Below are 20092 nucleotides of genomic sequence, written 5' to 3'. Positions count from 1 at the left end.
GCTATTTCGTATCATTAAAAGTCACCGTACCTTTGCATCGTCGACAAAAAGGTAATATATTTTGGAAACAACAAGCAAAAAAAGGAGACGAATTATGAGCAACGAAAAGAAACTGCACTTCGAAACACTGCAACTACACGTGGGACAAGAACAGCCCGATCCGGCAACCGATGCACGCGCTGTGCCTATTTATCAGACAACATCATACGTTTTTCGCAACTCTCAACATGCTGCCGATCGCTTCGGTCTGCGCGATGCGGGAAATATATACGGCCGACTTACCAATTCTACCCAAGGCGTTTTCGAAGACCGTGTGGCCGCTCTCGAAGGCGGAGTTGCCGGACTTGCCGTTGCTTCAGGTGCCGCTGCCATTACTTATGCTCTGCAGAATATTGCGCGAAACGGCGACCATATCATCGCCGCAAATAATCTCTACGGCGGCACTTACAACCTTATAGAGCATACGCTCAGTACACAAGGCGTAGCTGCAACGATCGTAGATCCTGCCGACTTCGATGAAGTGGAACGTGCATTTCGCGATAACACAAAAGTAATCATCATAGAAACTTTCGGTAATCCCAATGCAAGCGTTACCAACATAGACCGTATTGCAGAGATAGCCCATAGGCACAGCACACCGGTAATCGTAGACAACACCTTCGGCACCCCCTATCTAATTCGGCCGATCGAACATGGCGCCGACATCGTAGTGCATTCTGCCACCAAATTTCTTGGCGGTCATGGCAGCAGTCTTGGCGGTGTAATCGTGGATGGCGGGCAGTTCGATTGGAAAGCCAATGCCCGCAAATTCCCCTCTTTGGCACAGCCGGAGCCCAGTTATCATGGCGCTGTGTTCGCCGATGTGGCCGGTGCGGCAGCTTTCGTTACCCGTATACGTGCGGTACTCCTGCGCGATACCGGCGCCGCTATATCTCCTTTCAACGCATGGATATTGCTCCAAGGACTCGAAACGCTAAGTCTTCGCGTAGAGCGGCATGCCTACAACACGCAGAAAATAGTAGAACATCTTGCCCGCCATCCTAAGGTTGCCAAGGTTAATCATCCCTTGTTGGAGAGTCATCCCGACCATGCGTTATACCAAAAGCTATTCCCCAACGGCGGCGGATCCATCTTCACTTTCGAGATAAAGGGCGGTGAAAAGGAGGCATGGGTATTCATCGATCACCTTAGAATCTTCTCGCTCTTGGCAAATGTGGCCGACGTAAAGAGCTTGGTTATCCATCCTGCCACCACTACCCACTCGCAACTCTCGCCCAAGGAACTCGAAGAGCAGCACATCTACCCCTCGACCATCCGCCTCAGCATAGGTACGGAACACGTGGAAGACCTGATAGATGCCCTCGACGAAGCATTCACATACGTAAAATAAACAATTAAACATATATAGAAAGGAAACATGTTATGACAAAGATTGCAAAGCAAATAACCGACCTGATCGGCCGAACTCCATTGGTAGAACTGAACAAGTATTCGGCTTCGCGCGGCCTGCAAACGCCCGTCATTGCCAAGGTTGAGTATTTTAACCCGGGCGGAAGCGTAAAAGACCGCATTGCCCTGTCGATGGTAGAAGCGGCAGAAAAGAACGGTAAACTGCGTCCCGGCGCTACCATCATAGAACCCACGAGCGGCAATACCGGCGTTGGATTGGCATTGGTTGCAGCAGTAAAGGGATATAAACTTATCCTCACCATGCCCGAAACCATGAGTGTGGAGCGCAGAAACCTCGTAAGAGCCTACGGTGCAGAGGTAAAACTGACGAGCGGGAAAGACGGTATGCAAGGCGCTATCAAGGCAGCCGAGGAACTTAAAAAGACCATTCCCGACTCTATTATACTCGAACAATTCGAAAATCCGGCCAATCCAAGGAAACATTATGAAACGACTGCCGAGGAAATATGGGCCGATACCGACGGGCAGATAGATATCTTTGTGGCCGGAGTGGGCACGGGCGGTACCGTTTCGGGCATAGGAAAACGATTGAAAGAGAAGAACCCGAACGTGAAAATCGTAGCTGTGGAGCCCGCTGCATCGCACGTATTGAGCGGCGGAAAGAGCGGCCCGCACAAAATTCAGGGTATCGGTGCCGGCTTTATACCCAAAACCTATGACAGTTCGGTGGTTGACGAAGTGGTGCAAGTAGAGAACGACGAAGCCATTCTTGCAGGTCGCCAGCTGGCTCGGCAGGAAGGTCTGTTGGTGGGAATATCATCGGGTGCAGCCGCTTTTGCAGCCACTCAGCTGGCTAAACGCCCCGAAAATGCCGGCAAGAAGATAGTAACATTGCTGCCTGATACAGGGGAGCGCTACCTTTCCACAGTGCTCTACGCGTTCGAAGAATATCCACTGTAACCGAAAATTGATGAGAGAGATTTCTGTGAGGGGTGCATCCATGTGGTGCGCCCTTCTTTTCTTATATTCATAGCCGCAAGGCTGTTTTTCAAAATGTGGTTATGATCCGAAACTTATACCTATCGAAGCATAAAAGCGTGTATAGTTTTTGAACAACGAATTACGCGAATGATAACGCCTTATGCCAAAACCCACACAGGGTTTTAACTTATATTTACCTATATGAGCATATACACCTGCATCATAATAATTGTACTTCCAATCCTGTTTTTTACGCAAGTTATCGCCAAACCCTACGCGTACGTCAAGATTACAAATATCGTTTTTGAGCATTGTATATCCCGCATTCGCCCCATAAATGTAATTAGTGTAATAGTCTTTCTGTCCTCCTATCTTAAACAAGGCTATGGCGCTCTCGCCTCGGAGGTTCACAAACAGCCGGTCAGTAAGGTTATATCCGATGTCGCAACATAGCTCATAAGGTTTGAACTGCTGATTGGAAACAGAACCTTGGGTATGAATTTCCACTCTAAAATCCTCTTTCTGTCCATACGAAACCACGCCTACCGTCAATAACCACGACAGCAATAATACCTTCAGAATATATTCTTTTTTCATTTGCGTATAACTCCTAAAAGATAAATAATTAAACACTATCAATAAATTACTAATTTTCTCATAATCATAAAAATTAAATAATGCTATGCTTCTCTTAAACTTTTCGCAATTTTCTATAACCTTATAATCTGAATTTTTAGAACTACAATGCAAATATACGGATTATTCTTTTAAATAAAAACTTAACATATAATTATTCTTACAATATTTATCATACGAGCTTATTTTCCTTTCATATTCTATCAAAATGGCTATTATATATAAAAACCATAAAGGTTTATTCAAGACTTTCTGAAGATTTGTATTCAGACAATACACCCGCTATAACCGAAAATTGATGAAAAGAATTTGAAAATAGGGGAATTCTTTCGGAGATTTCGACATTTTTTATTCTCGCTGCCGATTATGTTCGAACTCGATTTTTCTCTGTTCCGAAAGTTTAATCCATAAAGAATGGTTATCTTTGCAGCAATATTATAAGGAAATAGAAATATGACTACGACAGATTTGCATCTTCATGATATCGCCATATGCCAACCGCCAAAGCTGTACGCAAGCACCATCGCCTCGCTCATCATGACGGCAATGAACCACGAATGCTGTCGAAATCTGGCCGGCAACGAGCATACGTTAGAAGATTTTCACCGACTGATGACGGAACTGGTTGCCGCAGAAGACAGCCAATATAGCTACAGAAACTGTCTGTCGGCAATGAAGGAAAATGAGATAGTCGGCGTATGTGTAGGCTACGATGGGGCAAAACTGCACAGCTTGCGCCGCGCTTTCATAGACGGAGCACGCCATGCGTTCGGCATAGACTATAGCGACATGCCCGACGAAACTGGGGCGGGGGAATTCTATATAGACAGTCTTGCTGTGAAAGAAGCCTATAGAGGCCGCGGCATAGCACGCATGCTGCTGCGACAAACCATAGAAAAAGCCCGTCAGACGGGTATTCCACGCACGGGATTGTTGGTAGACAAAGCAAATCCCAATGCCGAACGTTTATACAAGACATTGGGATTTGAATATGCAGGTGATGCCGTTTGGGGCGGTCATACCATGAAGCATTTACAATATATATTATAACATGGCACCCTATCAATACGTGATAATGGCACAACAATGCCTTTTTCTATTACCAAATAAATGTACGTATCACCCAATAAGAGAATATTCCGGAAAGATAACCCACTAAGGCAATCCAACTGACACGCTTCATATACCAGCCGAAAGTGATCTTTTCCAAGCCCATGACCACCACTCCGGCCGCGCTTCCGATAATGAGTATCGATCCGCCCACGCCTGCACAATAGGCCAACAGTTGCCAGAAAATGCCGTCGACCGCCATGTCGCCCGTAGGAGCAAGCGGATACATACCCATACATCCGGCCACCAACGGCACATTATCTACAATGCTTGAGATGATACCGATAATACCTGTCACCACATAATGATTACCGTTCGAAGCCTCGTTCAGCCATTGCCCCACAGTAGTGAGCACGCCTATTTCTTCCAAACAACTCACAGCCATCAGTATGCCAAGAAAGAAAAGGATGGTAGACATATCGATACGCGAAAGCAGATTGCTCACACGCTTCGACATACCGTCTTTCTCACGGCGCACCTTACGGTAAAAGATTTCGGTAGTAGCCCAAAGTAATCCGAGTACAAGCAGAATACCGACAAACGGAGGCAGATGAGTGATTGATTTAAAAATAGGAACAAAGATCAATCCGCCTACACCTAAAAAGAAAATAATCTTACGCTGACGGCCTGAGAAATCCAGTACAGCGTAATCAGACTTCATCATTACGTCCTGCACATCGAGCTGTCCGCGCAAAGAACGCTGCAGAATGAGTAGCGGAATAATGAGCGATATTAACGATGGAATAAATATTTCCCTGATAACCCCAGCCGCAGTAATCACACCGGAGTTCCAAAGCATGATGGTCGTAACATCGCCAATGGGCGAAAAGGCACCACCAGAATTAGCCGCAATGATGATGATCGAGGCATAGATAAGCCTGTCTTTATGATCTTCTACCAATTTTCGAAGCACCATAATCATAACGATCGAAGTGGTAAGATTATCGAGAATAGCCGAAAGAAAGAATGTCATAAAGGCGATGCGCCACAACAATGCCCTCTTACTTTTGGTCTTCATCGTATCGCGCACGAAGTTGAAGCCACCGTTCTGGTCTACTATTTCTACGATTGTCATAGCTCCCATCAGGAAGAATAACGTGGTAGACGTACTCCCCAAATGCCGTTCGATAACGGAACTCACCTCGTTAACAAGGTCTTGACCGGCAAAGCCGCTAATATAACTGCCCGGATCGACCATGAACAACGTCCAACAGAAAACAAACATCAACAAGGCTATCGCTGCCTTATTCACCTTTGTCATGCTCTCAAGCGCAATGAACAGATAGCCCACCACGAACACGATGATAATAGATACAGTAAGAATACTCATTTCGATGCTTTTACATTTTAACTATGATTATTGCGTACAAAGGTAGAACATTTTATTGAGAATATAGCTCGCCGAAGCACTGAATTGATGATATTTTTACGGTCTTACGACAATCCTTCAATTCTTCCATCAACTACCTTTATCCTCTCGGCCTGTGGACTCTTAGGCAATCCGGGCATACGCATGATTTCTCCGGCTACGGCAACAAGCATTTCCGCTCCTTGATTGATAACAAAGTCACGGATGGTAATATCGAAATCGGTAGGCAATCCGTAAGCTTTCGCATCTTCCGAAAACGAATACTGGGTTTTGGCTATGCACACAGGGAAGTGTTCCAAGCCCAACGCGTTGATCTGACTCAACTTCTTCTTTGCCGCAGGTTTCAGCACAATGCCACGGGCACCATAAACGTTCTGCGCCACCTTGAGCACTTTCGTTTCCACGCTGTCACTATCTTCATACATCAGTCGCAACGGTGCAGACGGATGCTGCTCGATATTCTCTACTACTAAACGGGCAAAATCTTCAGCCCCTTGTCCTCCTTCAGTAAAAGCAGTGTTGATGGCGAAGCCTACGCCCAACCGTTCGCAATGCTCACGCACGATTGCTAACTCTTCATCGGTATCGGTATCAAAACGATTAAGACATACCACCACCGTCTGTCCGAAAGCCTGCATATTGGCAATATGCTTATCCATATTCGCCAATCCACGGCGTACGCCTTCCACATTCGGACGCTTAATCTCTTCCACATCCACACCTCCGTGCATCTTCAAAGCTTGAGCCGTAGCCACAAGAACAGTGAGTTTAGGCGCAATACCCGCCTTACGACACTTGATATCGAAAAACTTCTCCGCTCCCAAATCGGCACCGAAACCGGCTTCCGTAATACAATAATCGCCGAAAGTCATTGCCATCTTGGTCGCCATTACGCTGTTACAGCCATGAGCAATATTAGCAAACGGACCGCCATGAATAAAGGCAGGTGTATTTTCCGTGGTCTGTACGAGATTCGGATGGATGGCATCATGCAGGAGGGCAACAATGGCGCCCGTCACGCCAAGGTCATTTACAGTGAAAGGTTTGCCTTCGAACGTAACGCCGAGCAGTATATTTCCGATACGACGATGCAAATCTTCTTCGCTTTCGGCAAGACAGAAAATAGCCATGATCTCAGATGCAGGCGTGATATCGAAACCGTTCTCGCTCACCACCCCATCATTTTTACCGCCCAGTCCGGTAATGATATTACGCAGATTGCGATCATTCACATCAAGCACACGCCGCCACAGCACCTCCTTCATGCCGAAGCCATCTTCCCTATGCTGATAAATATAATTATCCAACAATGCGGAAATCATGTTGTTGGCAGATGTGACAGCATGGAAATCGCCGGTAAAATGTAGATTTATCTTCTCCATAGGCAGCACTTGTGCATATCCGCCACCTGCCGCACCACCTTTCATTCCGAAGCATGGACCAAGCGAAGGCTCTCTCAATGTCAATATCGCATTCTTTCCGATACGGTTCATACCCAGCGCCAACCCCACGCTGACGGTTGTCTTGCCATTACCCGATTTGGTTGGAGTGATAGAGGTTACCAAAATAAGATGAGACCTTTTCACCCGTTCCTCATCAATAAGACGGTAGGATACCTTTGCAATATACTTTCCATAATGCTCGAGCGCATCAACGGGAATACCCGCTCTGTTCGCAATATCGCCGATAGGTTGCAACTTTGCCTCACGGGCAATTTCAAAATCAGTCTTCATGATACCTTGCAAATTTAATTGATACTGTTTAATAATGTGACAAATATAATTCATTTATTTACATAAAACAAGCTTTTTCTGCAAAAAGTAAAGCATAACCACAGCAAATAAGACCTGAGATAAGAGGATAAAGTAACAAAATGTTAATATCTTATATTTTCCAGTTAGTCAAGAAAAACAGTGAAAGGACAAATAACTTCTTCTGTATCTTTACATTTCGTTTTCCAAATTAAGATAGAGACTACAAAATCTAAATTTCTCACAATATATAAAAGTTAAAAACAGTATAAAACATCAACTAAAATATCAATTCTCGAAACAAAATAATTACCTTTGGCCCGCAAAACACATTTATTTTTTAAAAAAACAGTAATTATGAAACTATTTAACATTTTTGTAGAAAGGCTCAAAAAGAAAGGCCACCAATGTAAAAGGAGCTTAAAATGAGGGCAAAGGATATCTTATAGTTAAAGTATATTTAGGATAATAGAAACCTTCAAAGAAATTATAAAATACAAAACAGTATTAATTTAAAGTAACAGTAATAATTCAACAAGTAATTAAAATCAAAAAGAAAAATGAAAAGATTTGTTTTTAAAAAAGGATTAGTCTTTATTATCCCATTTCTTGTTTGTGCATGTGGAAACGAGAAAGACGGAGATTTAGGAACAGGTATCGAAAAAGGAACATTCTCCACTACAATTAACTCATACGTTCAGGAGTTACCATCAGTAAAGCAAATAAATCCTTTCACAGAAAGAAAAGTCGAAGAAAGTAAAAATGCAACTCTTGCCTACATGCTTTCAGCCACAAGAGCATCTTCTATAAAAGAATTCTACGAACAAGCAAAAGAGTTTGAAGAACAGCTACTTTTCTCTGATGACAAAAACGTATTTTATCCCGGTGCATTACTTAGAGCAAAGAGTGTTGTAGAAGGTGAATATGAACCTATCGAAGCAGATCGTGCTCCAATTGTTCTTTCTACGGATCTGAACGGAAGCTCCGATCCAACCATTACCGTACAAAAGCCATCGCTTTCTACTGTGAGAAAGGCCATAAACGAATTGCTCAATCGCGGTTTTAATGCTCCGGGTGCTAATCTCACCTATTCCATTGAGGAGGTTTATGACAAAGCACACCTAAAAATGGCTATGGGAGGAAACTATAAAGGGGCAGCCAATAGCGTAGAAGCAAGTACAGGTTTCAGCTTTGACAAAGAGAAAAACCGCTTCCTCGTAAAAGTACAACAGGTTTTCTATGAATTAAGTATCGATTTGCCTAAGAGCCCTTCAGACTTCTTTGCAAAGGAATTCGACTATAAAAGAGAATTCGGAGCAGAAAAGCCTTTGTTCGTTTCTTCTATTAAATACGGGCGTATCTTACTTTTAGGTATAGAAACGAACATGACGAAGAAAGAAGCTGAAGCTAAACTTCAGGCATCTATTCTCGGCGGTAAGATTGGTGCAAATGCCGAAGCTGCCTACAATGATCTTCTAAAAGAATCTACTATAAAGGGCCGTGTATTGGGAGGAGATGCAAAACTTGGCTCATTGGCAGCCATCAGTTTAGAAGATATAAAGAAGTTCATTGAAGAAGGAGCAAGGCTTAGTACGGAAAATCCCGGAGCACCTATCGCCTATAAACTTAAAGAATTGGGTACAAACCGAACCTTCAAAACCGTCATTTATTCTAAATATACCAAGAACGATCCGTATGCAGGAGAATTTTCTCAGCTAAGTTTCGATTTGCTAATTCCTGATAATTTGCAAACTTTATCCGGTCAGAAAATAAATACAGGAAGAGGATATGTACAGGTTGGAAATGGTTCTTCAAAAAAGAACGAATTCCACTTCGACTGGTATTATGGACATAAACGCTATACGATACCAAGTTACAAAAGCGAAGAAAAGATCTTTGTAATATTCGATAGAACAGGAATGAAAGACGAATATAATAAACAATATACCTTTGAACTCCCCCTGTTCGAAACATTAGTAAGAGAAGGTAAGAAAATACAGGGAGACTCCAAAAAACTTTATGACCTGAATAACAAACCATTGAAATTAAGAGATACCACAGGCACACTTGTCATGGGCTTTGGTATAGAAAAGCTGAAATTTGAAAAATAGGCATTAATTCTCTCAAATACACAGCCGATATAAAACGACTTATAAATATTTTGAGAGTATAAAAGCATAACGTCGACAAGAGGCAGTAGAATTTATTTTTCCTACTGCCTCTTTATTATTTCAAACATTCAATCGACACAAAATAAGGGCGAATGCATGGACAACTTTAAACAAAGTTGGCTCTCATAATAATTACCGATGCTTGATAATTGCATTACCAAGCATCGGTAATACAGATAGAAATTATCTTTATACCACGTTCACCTGCGGTCTGTCATTACCGTGTACTACAGTAACTGCGGAAGAAACGAGGAGATGATCAGAACAATTATGCCGGCTATCAACACCGTGATGGTCTTACGCGAACAGCCTTTCCATTCTTTCAGAATAATGCCCCATACGTTCGAGAACACAACGTTGAGCGCCATGAGAATACAGAAAGCAAACGTAGTGAGCACAGACGATGATGTTAGGAAGCCTTTACCGAGAGAAAGACCGAAGAATTGGCTGTACCAAAGAGCGCCGGCAAGCAGGCAGAAGAGCGTATTATTGCCCCATACTGCCGTTTTACGGTAATCATTCCACGTATGGTTCTTGCTGTTTTGATAGAAACAGTAGGCAGCATTAGTGACAAACCCACCGAAAGTAACAAGCAGAGTGGCGGGCAACGAGACGAACATGGGGTTCACACCGACGAAAGTAAGATCGGCTCCCTGCGCCAGTCCTATGTTGAAGCAAGCGCTCATGAAGCCTGCAAGCAGCGCCACCGCTATGCCTTTCGTGAAATTAAAGTCTTTTACGGCGGCTTTCTTTTCCTCTTCGCTCAACGATTTAGCCTTCATATTGCCCGCAACCCCAATGATACCGATACCTATGAGCGTAACCGCGACGCCGATGAATACCGATGTAGTAAGGTCGGCGGTATGACCTGTGAAAATCGGAGCGAGCAACGTTCCGAGCGCAGCGCACGTTCCGAGCGCGATACTCTGCCCCAACGCAACGCCGAGATAGCGCATAGAGAGCCCGAAGGTGAGACCGCCCACGCCCCACAGCGCACCATAAAATATGGTGAGACCGGTGGAGCGCGGATTTTGAACGAACAGATCGAACAGATTACAGCCAGCGGGTACGGCCAACAAAGCGCCGAGCAGCGGCAGCAACAGCCATGCGAAAACGCCCTGCACAATCCAGTAACTCTCCCAACTCCAGTCTTTTACTTTATTGATGGGTACGTAAGACGATGCTTGACAAGCCGCCCCGATGGCTATAATGATAAGTCCCAATAGAATTTCCATGGCACTTACGCTTTATCGTTTCGACAAAACATCAACCTCGTATCGTTCTACATCGGCAATAAAATCCTCGCCCACGGGCACGTTGTTGGTCATGTTAAAGTAGTCGTAAACAGCGCCTATCGGCAATGTCTTGGCCTCTTCGAGCAATGCGAGCCGCTCAAATCCCTTGTCGTCGTCCTCGTATTGGCGCAACATGTCTAATGGTTCGAGCAGTGCGGCGAGCAGAGATTTCTGCGTAGCCCGTATGCCTATCACATATGCACCGATACGATTGATGGATGCATCGAAGTAATCGAGCCCGATATGTGCGCGGTTGAGTGCATCGGCACGTACAAGTTCTTTGAACAAATCGAGCGTCTGATCGTTCATAATCGTTACATGATCCGAGTCCCAATGTACCGGTCGGCTCACGTGAAGCATCAATTCGGGAACATAAAGCAGCAAAGAACTAATCATATCGCTTACGTTTTCCGTCGGTTCATAGTGCCCTGTGTCGAGTGTGTACATCACGTTGTTCTTCGAACAATAGCCTGCATAGAAGTCGTGTGAGCCCACCGTGTAGCTTTCCATGCCTATGCCGAAGAGCTTGGCCTCGAGGCATGTCTTCATATCAGGCAGGTTTTCGGTTAAAATCTCATCTAAAGAAGCCTTCAAGAGCTTGCGGTAACGCAGTCTTTCCACGGTAATATCTTTCAATCCGTCGTGCACCCAAATGTTCATGATGCACGGATCGTTCTGCGCTTTTCCCATGTCATTGGCAATTCTCCGGCAACGCTTGGTGTGCTCGATCCAGAAGTCGCGTATGCTTTTATCCGGGTTCGACAGCGACAGATAGCCGCTCTTGGGGTGCGAGAAGCTCGTTGAATTGAAGTCGAGTTTCATCCCTATACTTTTTGCCCAGTCTATCCAACCTTGGAAATACTTCGTTTCAACCTCGTTGCGATCTACTTGTTTGCCTCCGAACTCGCCATACGTCTCGTGCAGGTTGAAACGATAAGTGCCGCCGATGAGCGACTTAACCTTAACAATGTCTTGGCGCAGCTCGTCTATATTGCGCGCCTTTCCGGGATAGTTGCCCGTAGCTTGGATGCCACCCGATAGCGCTTCGCCTCGTTCGAAGCCCGTTACGTCGTCTGCCTGCCAGCAGTGAAGCGAGATAGGCGTATGTTTTAAAATCTCGAGAGCACGGTCGGTATCCACACCGATGGCTGCATAACGTTCCTTAGCTATGGCATAAGCCTTTTCAATGAGTTCTGTTTTCATAATCTTTATTCGTTTTTTGTTTATTTTGTGATGTTCAAAAATCTTTGATAGGCTGCCTCCCAAAGTGCCGTATCTTGCGGCTCGAAGCACGTTAGTTGCACGCTCTGTGCAATCATCCGGCGCATGGTAAGAATGTCGTCTACAATACCTGCGGCCTTTGCCTGTAACATAATGTTGCCCAATGCGGTACATTCTTGCGGACCGGCCATTACGGCGATGCCGCACGAGTTGGCCGTAAATTGATCGAGCAGCTCATTCCTGCTTCCGCCACCTATAATGTGCAGCGTTTCTATAGGGAAGTTTGCCAGCTCTTGCAGATCGTTAAACACCTGTCGGTAGCGCAATGCGAGAGATTCAAAGATACAGCGACACACCTCTGCATGCGTCTCGGGAACGGGCTGGCGGGTAGCCTCGCAATAGCTGCGTATGGCTTTTGTCATCGATTCGGGGTTAGCGAAACGAGCGTCATCGGGATTGATAAGACTCCTGAACGGTGCTGCTTGCAAGGCTGCCTGCTGCAGTTCGGCATGGCCTACACCCGCTTCGTCTCGCCACTCCTGCCTGCATCGTTCGTATATCCACATGCCGCAAATGTTTTTCAGGAAACGTACAGTGCTCTCGACACCGCCCTCATTGGTGAAATTCCGACGGAAACTCTCGGCATTGATGATAGGTTTTTCGGTCTCGATGCCCATAAGACTCCATGTTCCGGAGCTCAAGTAAGCAAAGTTCTTGTTGCTTGCGGGCACGGCGGCCACGGCACTTGCCGTGTCGTGCCCGGCCACAGAAACAACCGGAATGGACCCAAGACTTGTCATATTCTGTACCTCCGGTGTCAACATCCCTATAACTGTGCCCGGAAAAGTCTTCTTTCCGAACTGGTTTCTCCTTAGACCGACGCTTGCCAAAAGTCGTTCGTCCAGCTCTGCAAGCACAGGGTTGAGCAGCTGCGAGGTAGAAGCAACGGTATATTCGCAAACAGATACACCCGTCAGCAGATAGCTCAAGGCATCGGGAATGAATAATATTTTATCGCTGTTTCGCAAAGCAGCATCGTTATTCCGGCGCATTATGTAGAGTTGGAACAGCGAATTGAAGTTCATCAACTGTATGCCGGTGGCGTTATACACCTCTTCTTTACCGATTTTTTCGGCGAAATATCGCTCCATGGCCCCTGCAGTATGCGGATCACGATAAGAAAGCGGGTTGCGTAGAATGCCCCCGTCGTCGCCGAAGCATACAAAGTCGCAACCCCAAGTGTCAATGCCTATGCTTTGAATATAAATACCCTGTTTAGAGATAAACCTCAGACTTTTGATGATTTCATTATAAAGTGCGAAGATATCCCAATAATAATGTCCGCTTACTTCAATAATGGTATTGTCGAAACGAGTGAGTTCTTGTAATTCGACTACGCCGTTTTCCAACGTTCCGAGAATGGTTCTGCCACTTGTGGCGCCGAGGTCTACTGCCAAAAAGCTGCTTTTATTTTCCATGAAGTATTATTGTTTGATAGAATTAATCCGAACACAAAGGTATGCTATTTATCACCTCTCGAATATGAATTTTTGATTTTAAAACCTATTGTTTTGGCATTTTTCGAATTATTACATTGTCTTGCGTTCTCGATATGCTACCGGTATTCCCGCCCTCGACGCCTCCATTACAACCGGTACAACTATTATATATAAGGTATAGAAAATATATCTGAACAGAACAGGTTATCTGCCTATCGGAGATAAACGGGCCATGTATCCGCCACACACTTGCAAACCGTTATACACAAAATGGCGGATACGGCCCTCGGCACCGTTGTGCCAAGAACTGTACCCGCCTTGTTTTCCATGGATATTTTACTTGGGCAGATGAAACACTTCCGAGAGTTCTTTCATCTGTATATCGCTCATACCCTCGGGTTTAAAGCCCATCATACAGGCATCGAGGTATATCTTGGCGCTCTTCGAGAGCACATCAATCTGGTCGAAAGCATCCATCACATCAAGTCCTTGGGCAAACACGCCGTGTTTCTCCCACAACACAACATCGTAATCTTCAAGCTCTTGTAGCGTTGCATCGGCCATTTCTACGCTTCCGGGCAACTTATAAGGAACGATACCCAAGCCTCGTGGGCAAAACGCTTTGGTCTCCGGTATCATGCTCCATAGTATTTTAGTAAGCACATCCCGACCGAGCATCTCCCTATTATGGCTCATGGCAATGAGTTCTATCGGGTGTGTATGGAGCGTAGCCCGATAAGGCGAACCCTTTTCGAGCAGGCGGTTGTGCACCGAGAGATGTGAAGGAAGTTCGGAAGTAGGTGCAACTGGGCGGTCGGCAACGATGACATAGCTTGCACAGTCATCGAGAATACGTATCACCGAACCGTTGTCCATCGGCCATCGAGCAAGATCGCGCATGCGTTTCTGCGTACCCTTGCAATAGAAATAACAGCCTTTCAGCTGTGGCAGAGTCTTGCCTATCGGCGTTACTTCGCCGATAAAAGGCAGCGATCTAATGCCCTCGTCTGCAAATTCTGTTATATTTATGGTAATGTTTCCCCCATTACGTTCCGCCCAACCGTTCTGCCAAAGATATCCGGCCACCTCGGCCAAGCGATCTATTTCCTGCTTCAACGCCGGTCGACCGTCTAAAATACTCTTCATAGTCGATGATATTAGTAATGCTGCAAAGATAACACTTTAACTACCTACTATATCTTTACTTTTGATTTATAAACTGTAACTTTTGGGAAAAACATAATAGTTTCGGATATTTTCGGTCGTTTCGGCACAAACAAGAAGGCCGGCGGAGCGTTATTCTTTGAGCATACGTTCTTCTTCCAAGTCTATACGGTGGATATAATGATAGATTATTTCTTTTTCGATCATGGGGTTTTCGTTGTTTAGCCGATACAGCCACAGCCGCTGTTGCTCCAAAATGCTGATATAGATATCGCGTGCATCGCCGTATAACGACCTTACTTCTTCATTAGATATTTGCTCTATCCAGTGCGAAACCATATTGTTGATTACTTTGTTCTGCTCTATACTCGGACAAAGGTTTCTATCTTTCAGATAATCTATGCTGGTCTGTGCCAATCCTTTACGGATAATTCTTGCGGTTTCTTCTTCAGACAGATGGTCTCCAAAGTCGGGGAAATGCAGATGTTTGAGCAAAACAGGGAGCGAAAGCCCTTGTAAAACGAGCGTTAGGAGTATCACAATAAAGGTGATGCAGAGTATCATACTCCGCTCAGGAAAAGCAACTTGCTGTCCTGTAACGGTCAACGGTATGGATAGGGCAGCTGCCAAAGAGACGACACCGCGCATACCCGTCCATCCCAAAATCAATGGAGCGCCCTTTCCCGGATTGCGCCTGTCGGCCACAGTTATAAATCTGCTCATCACCATTGTTACCACCACGGCCGCATAGGCGCACAATATACGGCAAACAATCAGTGCAGCCGTCACCAACACACCATACCCCACAGCCGTCCACAGGCTCACACCGTCTGCTTTCAGGCTGGCGATTATCTCCGGTAAATCGAGTCCTATCAGCAGAAAAGCGAAGCCGTTCAGCAAGAAGATCAGGTAACTCCAAACGCTCTGTGCCCGAAGTCGCGACGATGAACGTATAAAGAGCACGCTACGATAAGAGAAATAAAGCCCGCCACTCACTACGGCCAGCACACCCGAAGCGCCCACTGCCTCGGCTGATATATACATTATATAAGGTGTAACCAATGAGAATACGGTGTTTATATTTTCATCCATCGGCAATATCTTGTGCATCTGATTGAATAAAATGGAGATCAACACGCCCAATCCTACGCCTCCAACCACCATCCAAAGGAATGTACCGGCAGCTTCGTACCAAACAAACTGACCTGTACCTACGGCTATCAGGGCGAACTTTACAATGATAAGCGAACTTGCATCATTGAACAAACTCTCTCCCTCGAGAAGAACGGCCAGACGCTTGGGCACTTTCACGAACTTCATAATAGCAGCTGCACTCACTGCATCGGGCGGAGAAACGATACCTCCCAACAAGAAACCGAGGGCAATCGAGAAACCCGGAATAAATTGATTGGCAATGAAAGCCACCACGGAGGCTGTAATAACCACCACGACAAAAGCAAACGAACAGATGATACGACGCCACCGCCAAAGCTCTTTCCACGAATTATTTACTGCTGCCTCGTAGAGTATCGGCGGAAGGAATACAAGGAAAATGAGTTCGGGATCGATCTCTATCTTCGGCATATCGGGAATGAAACCGAGTAAAAGCCCTGCCAAGATGAGAAGAATGGGATAAGCAACTTTTATCTTGTTGCTGAGCATCGTCAGCAGACAGATAACCAGAATAAGAATAACCGCTAAAATAACATTGTGTTCCATTATCTGCAATCGGTATTTATAGTATGCTCGTAAATGCTCACTCGGCGTTCTCTGTTAAACACATACGCCTGATATGAACAGACTTTGGGTAACAAAGCGCCCATTTATACAAAAAACTCCTGCCCGTTCACAAGGAACAAGCAGGAGTTTTTTATCGATATAAATAATTTTTCCTAATCATTTACAGAATTAGAAGTTGTAGTACACACCGAATGTTACGTTGTTTCCATTTACGTCTACACCCCATGCACTGCTGTTCTTCGTATTGTCTGCCTTAGGATCGTAACATTTGTAGCCAAGAAAGCCTACATGTGCAACGAAACTGAAACGATCGTTCAGATTAACTGAAAGTCCGGGCTTGATGCCGAAAGAGTACTCAGAGCCCACATTCTTATAAGACCTATAACCAACGCTGCCATCAAAGAACACGTTTACATACTTTGAATGCAAGGCCGTGTAACGAACATAAGGATTGATTTCGAATGTCTTTGCGGCATTTTTAAGGTGCTCCTCAATCTCTACAGGATCGCCTTTACCCCAGCCTACAACCATACCTACAGCCCAGTCTCTATCGATATTGTAACCGAATTCAGGGAGAAATTTATAAGCAGTCTCACTGTCTCCGCCAGCAATCTTTACACTTGAGATTCCTACGTTACCCCCAACATAAACCTGAGCACTTGCACTTACTGCGATAATAGCAGCAGCCAAAGTCATAAAAAACTTTTTCATAATCATTCTTTTTTTACGTTTACATTAATTTATTAAACACTTAAATCCTGACTTTTATATTACTATTCGTGCACCAAGCACGGCGTAAAAGTAATATATTCTGTCAAAGAAACGGTAAGAAAAAGAGCGGAAAGCGTCATTATTTTACAAACATTCACACGACAGACGACTATATAAACACTTTTTATACGTTCTTTACGCAAAAAAACAGTTTCAAACTAAAAAGGATTGTTGCTGAACTTTCGCTATCTGCAACAATCCTCCTCCTCTGGCTGGCAATATTATTTTATACCTTATTTTATAGTAAAGCTATCGGTAAAGAACTTGAATTTATTCTCAAAAGCATCCTCCTCATCCTGCATCAGCACGGTAAATGTCTTACCGGATACATTAAGTATGTAAATTCTTCCGAAGTACTTTGTGCCCGAAAAACTACAGACAAAGCTGCAAAGTATCGCATCGTTATCGCCCAAAGATACATTCCTGACCGGTTCGGTACACATGTTGCGATACACTTTCTGCTCCTTCATCGTGTTTAAAGTTTCCTCTAATTTCGCAAAGACATCTATTTGTGCCGACACAGCAGTTATGGTTATGATCTCCGAAGAGTCGTCGCCTTTCTTTTCACAATCTATATAATAACTGCCGTTATCCCCCTCTTCCCTTTCTGTTTTCCATGAATCGGGATAACAGAAAGACACGTCTTCGTACTCTATCTTATTTGTTTTTCTCCTTACTTCGCCCGTATGTTTATCCATATCAAGCAGCACGATATCGTCTGTAGCAGCAGATGTATCATCTGTAATCTTACTCAAAATATCCCATTCACGCTCCTCGATACGGTCGATATTACGCTTAATAGCAGCCGCATCGTCTGTTACCCAGCACAACGGTCGCGGCTCAAAGTTCGTCCATTGTCCGTTTGTGCTCCCTCCGAATAAGGCCATACAGGGAATTCGTTCACCTTCAACTACTTTATGCATGGGTAAACTCTTTACCGCAAAACGTTTGTATGCGAATTGTTCTTCGCCGGTATCATCGCAACATACATCTGCCAATGCCACCAACTCAACAGGATTTGTTCGCACGATGATGGCCGGAACAAGCAAACCGCTCGTATATGCCGAGCTTCCGCCTGCATTGCGATACATGTAAAACCTAAACAATGCAAACAAAGCTATGAGCATCGGCAATGTTCCCCATACCCAATGGGCATCCACATACAGCTTTAACGAAAGACTAAACATAATAAGAAACAAGCCGAACTGACGCCAACTTAATCTCATAAACATGGCTCTTTGCTCGTCATATTTCTTCATCAACTCCTTATTTACTTCTACATCACTCGTCCTTGAGGCCCGAGAGAAGTTAAAAGAACTCCCTGTTTCATTCTGATTTTCCATTTTATTATAAATCTTAATTTAATAATCCGTCAGTATTAGCCGCTTTGCCAGCGATATTCTCTCCACCACCTCGTTAATAACGAAATAATAATCTATAAATATTATACCAACCATAATATCTGTACAAATATACTGTTTTTCCATTAATTTTACACAATCCGACTGAGAAATTGGTTATGAATAAATTCATTTTCATTTATAATATCTATTGATTCCAGATGCATTCGTCTCATTTTGTTCTTATTCCTTGGCCGTATTCTGAATTATTGTCTTAACTTTATACGGAAATTGCGCACGGCGTACCGCTCAACGTAAAAAAAGATAGATGTATTGAATATTGGAGGTTTTAGGTACGAAGGGGTGATGATTTCAGCACGTTGTTTGTATTACTTTAAAAAACCTATGCACCACAAGGAGAAACTCTTTGCCCTTATGTTCCGACGTCATTATGACGCGATGTACCGCTTTGCATTCTCTTTCCTACGAGACTACGAGGAGAGCAGAGATGTTGTAAGCGAGGTTTTCGCAAGGCTGTGGGACGAAGGAACGCCGCTCAAGCAGGACACGCAGCACGCCTTTCTGCTCTCATGCGTACGGAACAGGTGTCTCAACCTGATCGCACGGAAGGGACGGGACGAGAAACTGAGGAAGCTGTATCCGCTGCAGATGCCGCTCCTCGTCGTGCCGGATGACGAGGAAGACAGGCGCATCGAAGAGCTTCTCCATGCCATAGACCATGACTTAACACCGCAGGCAGGGAGAATACTGAGAATGCGTTACGGAGAAGGGCAGAGCTACCGTGAGATCGCAGAGGCGCTCGGAATAAGCGTTTCTACTGTAAACAAGCACGTCGTTCAGGCGCTGAGGGAGCTGAGGGCAAAGTTCTCAGCCCCCCGCAGCGGTCGCTACGACAACAACAAGACCATACAATGAATAAGAAACCAATTCCCCATATTATGGAAGATAACACAAGACTCGAACTGCTGCTGCAGCTCATAGAACGTCCGGAGGACTTCCCTGAAAGAATCAAGGACGAGATGCTCGAAGACGATGAGTGCAGGGAACTTTACGAAAAGCTCTGCGAGGTACGACGTGCCATGGCGGCAGAGCAAGTGAACAAGGAAGATCAGACGCCAGATGCCATGAGGGAATGGCAACGTTTCAGACGCTCGCATGTGACGCACAGACGCAGTGCATGGAGAGTGGCGGTGGTGTCCGTCACCTCTCTGGCAGTGGTATCGGTGCTGGCATTCGCCATGCTTCATCCAAAAGGAACGGGCAACGACGCACGTGCCCTCGGGGAAAGGCCGCCACAGGACGTACGAACGGCATGCAACGCCATGCCCGAAGATACGGCGGGAATGGCACTGCGCACTGCCATGTCACGTCCGCGACCGTACATATACGACAACGCAACGCTCGAGAAAATACTCGAAGACGTGGCTTCGGTATATCATGTAGGGGTGCGATACGCACGGCCGGAGCTAAGGGCTATAAGGCTTTATCTCAGATGGAACAGCGGACAGACGATCGAAGAAGTGGTGGCTCTGTTCAATCATTTCGAGAACATACGCCTCTCTCTCATCGGGGATACAATCGTAGTGGAGTGACACAACGGGAGTAGCACTTGA

16 protein-coding genes are annotated in these 20092 nt (G+C 45.1%); 6 read left to right on the top strand and 10 right to left on the bottom strand.

Annotated features, from left to right (window positions below; translation table 11 throughout):
- Nucleotides 1–94 precede the first annotated feature (94 nt).
- Together HMPREF0663_RS07170 and cysK are read left to right on the top strand one after the other, a co-directional pair.
- Nucleotides 95–1390, top strand: coding sequence for an O-acetylhomoserine aminocarboxypropyltransferase/cysteine synthase family protein (locus HMPREF0663_RS07170; RefSeq protein WP_004369691.1), 1296 nt, complete (start codon nucleotides 95–97; stop codon nucleotides 1388–1390).
- Between the two features lie 32 nt (nucleotides 1391–1422).
- Nucleotides 1423–2370, top strand: a complete 948-nt coding sequence (gene cysK, locus HMPREF0663_RS07165; protein WP_004369690.1) for a cysteine synthase A — start codon at nucleotides 1423–1425, stop codon at nucleotides 2368–2370.
- A 99-nt stretch (nucleotides 2371–2469) separates the two neighbouring features.
- On the opposite strand, the gene HMPREF0663_RS07160 is transcribed toward cysK, so the two are convergent.
- Nucleotides 2470–2988, bottom strand: coding sequence for a hypothetical protein (locus HMPREF0663_RS07160; protein ID WP_004369689.1), 519 nt, complete (start codon nucleotides 2986–2988; stop codon nucleotides 2470–2472).
- A 492-nt stretch (nucleotides 2989–3480) separates the two neighbouring features.
- On the opposite strand from HMPREF0663_RS07160, the gene HMPREF0663_RS07155 reads away from it, so the two are divergent.
- Nucleotides 3481–4077, top strand: coding sequence for a GNAT family N-acetyltransferase (locus HMPREF0663_RS07155; protein WP_004369687.1), 597 nt, complete (start codon nucleotides 3481–3483; stop codon nucleotides 4075–4077).
- Between the two features lie 49 nt (nucleotides 4078–4126).
- On the opposite strand, the gene nhaD is transcribed toward HMPREF0663_RS07155, so the two are convergent.
- A complete protein-coding gene (nhaD, locus tag HMPREF0663_RS07150; protein ID WP_004369686.1) occupies nucleotides 4127–5467 on the bottom strand; it encodes a sodium:proton antiporter NhaD in 1341 nt (446 codons plus the stop codon).
- 104 nt (nucleotides 5468–5571) lie between these two features.
- Nucleotides 5572–7239: a formate--tetrahydrofolate ligase gene (locus HMPREF0663_RS07145; RefSeq protein ID WP_016665279.1), complete on the bottom strand. Its 1668-nt coding sequence runs from the start codon at nucleotides 7237–7239 to the stop codon at nucleotides 5572–5574.
- 578 nt (nucleotides 7240–7817) lie between these two features.
- On the opposite strand from HMPREF0663_RS07145, the gene HMPREF0663_RS07140 reads away from it, so the two are divergent.
- Nucleotides 7818–9368, top strand: coding sequence for a thiol-activated cytolysin family protein (locus tag HMPREF0663_RS07140; protein WP_004369684.1), 1551 nt, complete (start codon nucleotides 7818–7820; stop codon nucleotides 9366–9368).
- Between the two features lie 287 nt (nucleotides 9369–9655).
- Here HMPREF0663_RS07140 and HMPREF0663_RS07135 read toward each other — a convergent pair whose 3' ends face one another.
- From HMPREF0663_RS07135 to HMPREF0663_RS07105, 7 genes are all read right to left on the bottom strand, one after another.
- Entirely contained in the window at nucleotides 9656–10663 is a 1008-nt protein-coding gene (locus tag HMPREF0663_RS07135; protein WP_004369683.1) for an L-rhamnose/proton symporter RhaT, read from the bottom strand.
- Nucleotides 10664–10675: 12 nt separating this feature from the next.
- Nucleotides 10676–11926 carry an L-rhamnose isomerase gene (locus HMPREF0663_RS07130; RefSeq protein ID WP_004369682.1) on the bottom strand — a complete coding sequence of 417 codons (1251 nt, stop codon included), beginning with the start codon at nucleotides 11924–11926 and terminating at the stop codon, nucleotides 10676–10678.
- Between the two features lie 20 nt (nucleotides 11927–11946).
- On the bottom strand, nucleotides 11947–13422 hold the full coding sequence (rhaB, locus tag HMPREF0663_RS07125) for a rhamnulokinase (protein WP_004369681.1): 1476 nt from the start codon (nucleotides 13420–13422) through the stop codon (nucleotides 11947–11949).
- A gap of 357 nt (nucleotides 13423–13779) precedes the next feature.
- Nucleotides 13780–14589, bottom strand: a complete 810-nt coding sequence (rhaD, locus tag HMPREF0663_RS07120; protein ID WP_004369680.1) for a rhamnulose-1-phosphate aldolase — start codon at nucleotides 14587–14589, stop codon at nucleotides 13780–13782.
- Between the two features lie 150 nt (nucleotides 14590–14739).
- Nucleotides 14740–16326 (bottom strand): Na+/H+ antiporter, encoded by a 1587-nt coding sequence (locus HMPREF0663_RS07115; protein WP_004369679.1) that lies wholly within the window; start codon nucleotides 16324–16326, stop codon nucleotides 14740–14742.
- 189 nt (nucleotides 16327–16515) lie between these two features.
- Nucleotides 16516–17058: an outer membrane beta-barrel protein gene (locus HMPREF0663_RS07110; RefSeq protein ID WP_231375155.1), complete on the bottom strand. Its 543-nt coding sequence runs from the start codon at nucleotides 17056–17058 to the stop codon at nucleotides 16516–16518.
- Between the two features lie 293 nt (nucleotides 17059–17351).
- Complete coding sequence (locus HMPREF0663_RS07105; RefSeq protein ID WP_004369676.1) at nucleotides 17352–18461, bottom strand: DUF3239 domain-containing protein; 1110 nt, start codon at nucleotides 18459–18461, stop codon at nucleotides 17352–17354.
- A gap of 402 nt (nucleotides 18462–18863) precedes the next feature.
- Here HMPREF0663_RS07105 and HMPREF0663_RS07100 point away from each other — a divergent pair, with 402 nt between their 5' ends.
- Entirely contained in the window at nucleotides 18864–19394 is a 531-nt protein-coding gene (locus HMPREF0663_RS07100; RefSeq protein WP_004369675.1) for a sigma-70 family RNA polymerase sigma factor, read from the top strand.
- Nucleotides 19391–20071 (top strand): DUF4974 domain-containing protein, encoded by a 681-nt coding sequence (locus HMPREF0663_RS07095; RefSeq protein ID WP_004368028.1) that lies wholly within the window; start codon nucleotides 19391–19393, stop codon nucleotides 20069–20071. The genes HMPREF0663_RS07100 and HMPREF0663_RS07095 overlap by 4 nt, the downstream gene beginning before the upstream one ends.
- The last annotated feature ends 21 nt before the right edge of the window (nucleotides 20072–20092 follow it).

It is taken from the genome of Hoylesella oralis ATCC 33269, assembly GCF_000185145.2.
Lineage (GTDB): Bacteria > Bacteroidota > Bacteroidia > Bacteroidales > Bacteroidaceae > Prevotella > Prevotella phocaeensis.
The sequence above is the reverse complement of the archived record's forward strand: the minus strand, read 5'-3'. Positions and strand labels throughout refer to the sequence as shown.